This window comes from Streptomyces sp. (genome assembly GCF_035644915.1).
Lineage (GTDB): Bacteria > Actinomycetota > Actinomycetes > Streptomycetales > Streptomycetaceae > Streptomyces.
Genome location: NZ_DASQNP010000231.1, coordinates 1 through 3198, shown reverse-complemented (window position 1 = coordinate 3198; position 3198 = coordinate 1). Strand labels below are relative to the sequence as shown.

Annotated in this window: 3 protein-coding genes; 1 reads left to right on the top strand and 2 read right to left on the bottom strand. The window is 72.6% G+C overall.

Going from position 1 to position 3198, the window contains the following annotated elements; translation table 11 throughout:
- Window positions 1–93: 93 nt before the first annotated feature.
- Complete coding sequence (locus tag VE546_RS24745; protein ID WP_324926054.1) at window positions 94–1020, bottom strand: glycoside hydrolase family 16 protein; 927 nt, start codon at window positions 1018–1020, stop codon at window positions 94–96.
- A 231-nt stretch (window positions 1021–1251) separates the two neighbouring features.
- Window positions 1252–2232, bottom strand: a complete 981-nt coding sequence (locus VE546_RS24740) for an acyl-ACP desaturase (RefSeq protein ID WP_324926052.1) — start codon at window positions 2230–2232, stop codon at window positions 1252–1254.
- A gap of 240 nt (window positions 2233–2472) precedes the next feature.
- On the opposite strand from VE546_RS24740, the gene VE546_RS24735 reads away from it, so the two are divergent.
- A complete protein-coding gene (locus tag VE546_RS24735; protein WP_324926049.1) occupies window positions 2473–2946 on the top strand; it encodes a hypothetical protein in 474 nt (157 codons plus the stop codon).
- The last annotated feature ends 252 nt before the right edge of the window (window positions 2947–3198 follow it).

Here is a 3198-nt window from a genome sequence, read left to right as displayed (position 1 = left end):
CGGGCGCGATGAGGCGGCGATGAGGTAAGGGGCCGGGCCCGGCGAGCGGTTCGCCGGGCCCGGCCCTGAGTGCCGCACGGGGTGCGGCGGGAGTCAGCGGGGGAGGGTGGTGGAGTCGACGTAGGCGGAGATCGCGGTCTGCGGCTGCTGGCGGGCCGGGCCGTCCAGCGGGTCCCAGGCGTCGGTGTGCCAGACGTTCTGCATGAACGCCGACGGCTTGTCCGGGATGCGCGAGGCCGGGCCGCGGTACTCCCAGAGCACGTTCTTGTTCCCGTTGTTGTCGTAGCCCCAGAAGGTCACCGAGTCCGGCTGCCAGTCGAACATGAAGGTGCGGAACTGGGTCGAGGAGTTGAAGTCGGGGACGGGCGTGACGCTCGCCGGGCTGTTCTCGCCGGGCAGTTCGGGCTGGCAGGGGCCGCCGAGCTGGTTCATGTAGCAGTTGTGGAGGACCTTGCCCGTGCGCATGTCGATGGCGCGGGAGATCTTGCGGACGGCGTTGGTGGCCCCGTCGTAGTCGGTCCAGATGGTCAGCCAGACGACGTTCGGCTGGGCGCAGAGCACCTCGATGTCGATCTCGTCGTTGTCCGGCAGGCCGTTGCCGTTCTCGTCCGCGTGGTTGGAGGAGTAGGTGAAGGTGCCGGTGACGACGCCGAGGCGGCCCTGTCCGGTGCAGTCCGCCGTCCTGATGCGCGTTCCGTAGGTGCCGTACCGGTACGTCTTGTCATTGCTGGTGATCTCCACGCCCCGGCCGGGACCGACGCCGGGACGGGCGTTGAGCTGGAGCCGGAGCGCGCTGCCGTCGTCGGCGCCGCTCGCCGAGACGACGCCGACGGTGCCGCCGGAGGCGGAGGTCTGGGAGAAGTAGGGCGAGGTGCCGGCCCAGTGCTCCGTGACGGGGGCGGCCGTGGCGGAGGTGGCGAACAGGATGCCGGCCAGGGCGGCGGCGGAGGTGGCGGTGATCCAGCGGGTGCGCCGGAGGATTCCGCGGCGGACCGCGGGCGGGGGTGGCGTGTGAGGCACGGGGCTCTCCCTGGTGGGGGTCATGGGAAGGTGCCTGCCACGGCGCTCCCGGACGGTGTGGGACGTTGCCCGGGGGCACGGCGGCACATGATTCGAGAGCGCTCTCGGAATCGAGAGCAACAGGGTACATGTCAATGGTCTAGGCCGACCGCCCCCATGGCGCGACGACGGCCGGTCCCCGGACGGAAACCGTCGGGAACCGGCCGTCTCAAGCCGCTCTTTGACCGGTCGTCAGGAGCCGGCCGCCGCCTCGCGGGCCGCGGCGCGGGCGCGGCGGGCGGCCAGGCGCTCGTCGAGCTTGCGGGCCTCGCCGTCCAGCCCCTCCAGGAACAGGCCCAGCTCCTCCTGGGCCCGCAGGCCCTCCGGGCCGAGCCCGCCGATCTCCAGGACCTTCAGGAAGCGCAGCACCGGCTGGAGCACGTCGTCGTGGTGGATGCGCAGGTTGTACACGCCGCCGAGCGCCATCCGCGCGGCGGCCCGCTCGAAGCCGGGGATGCCGTGGCCGGGCATCCGGAAGCCCGTCACCACGTCGCGCACCGCCGCCATGGTCTGGTCCGGGGCCAGTTCGAAGGCCGCCTGCAGCAGGTTGCGGTAGAAGACCATGTGCAGGTTCTCGTCGGTGGCGATGCGGGCCAGCATCCGGTCGCAGACCGGGTCACCGGACAGACGGCCGGTGTTGCGGTGGGAGATGCGGGTCGCCAGTTCCTGGAAGGCGACGTAGGCGACCGAGTGGAGCATCGAGTGCCCGTTGTCGGAGGTGAAGCCCTCCGACATGTGCGCCATCCGGAAGTTCTCCAACTGCACCGGGTCCACGGCGCGGGAGGTCAGCAGGTAGTCGCGCATCACGATGCCGTGCCGCCCCTCCTCGGCCGTCCAGCGGTGCACCCAGGTGCCCCAGGCGCCGTCGCGGCCGAAGAGGGTGGCGATCTCGTGGTGGTAGCTGGGGAGGTTGTCCTCGGTCAGCAGGTTGACCACCAGGGCGATGCGGCCGATGTCGGAGACCTTGGACTGTTCGGGTGCCCAGGGTTCGCCGTCCAGCGGGCCGTCGAAGTTCCGGCCGTCGCTCCAGGGCACGTACTCGTGCGGCATCCAGTCCTTGGCGACCTTCAGGTGCCGGTCGAGTTCTCTGCCCACCACCTCTTCCAGGGCGTACAGCAGGCGTGCGTCCGTCCACCGCTCCGAGCCGGGGGCAGGGGGGAGGGCGAGGGTCATCAAGGCTCCACGGAAGGGGAAGGGGGCAGGATTACCTACGGATTCGTAGGTTACGAAACCGTAAGTTATGGTCCGGGGAAAAGGCAAGGCGGACGCCGTGAGCAGGTAGGACGGACGGGTGCCGGTCGTTTTCCGGCGCCTTTCGGACTGCCGCCGGCGGGAGGGGAGCGGCGGGACGGCCGGGCGGGAAGAACCGCGCCAGGGGGAACGGGCCCGGTGCCGCCGGAGGGGGGAGCGGTGATGTTCGACACCTGGGAGAAGCACGTGCTGCGGCACCTGGAGGCCGCCCTCGCGATGTGCCGGACGCTGGTCGCGCGCGAACGCGAACGGGGACACCGGGCCGTGGTGGAACCGATCGACGGAGTGCTGGAGTGGACGCTCCCGTGGGGCATGGACGACGGTCTGGGCGGCGTGCGGCTCACCCTGGCGGCCGACCCCTGGGCGTGGGACGAGCCGCTGCGGGTGCGGGTGGTGGTGGCGGCCGCGGCGGAGCCCTTCGTCCCCGGACGGTCCGCTGTGGTGGGCCTGCCCCGGCACGACCCCGGGACGGCGCCGGGCGCCAGGGTCGAGCCGCCCACGGAGCTGACCCAGCGGATGGCCACCTACCTGCTGGAACACGTCGGCGGCGACGCGGACTCCCTGCGCGGTGAGCGGGCCGGGGCGGTGAGCTTCACCGTGGTGGTCGCCGGGCCGGAGAGCGCGGCACGGGAATAGCGTCATGGGAACAGCGTCACGGGAACAGCCGCGCCATGCGCCGGTGGGGGCGGCGCCGCGCGCCGCCCCCACCGTGCACCGTCTGCCGCGTACCGCCGCGCCGCCTCAGCGGCGGCCGGGGCCGAGCAGGCCCGCGCGGCGCAGGGCCTCGGCCATCTCGCTGTTGACGGGCGCGGCGTCGCGGCGCTGCCCGCCGCGCCGGTCACCCGGCCGCTCGCCCTGGCGCTGGCGCGGGGCGCCGGGCCGCTGCCC

Bases quoted from the DNA above. Each gene is read 5' to 3' on its own strand.
- VE546_RS24735 (WP_324926049.1), top strand. From the start codon at position 2,473: ATGTTCGACACCTGGGAGAAGCACGTGCTGCGGCACCTGGAGGCCGCC.
- VE546_RS24740 (WP_324926052.1), bottom strand. From the start codon at position 2,232: ATGACCCTCGCCCTCCCCCCTGCCCCCGGCTCGGAGCGGTGGACGGAC.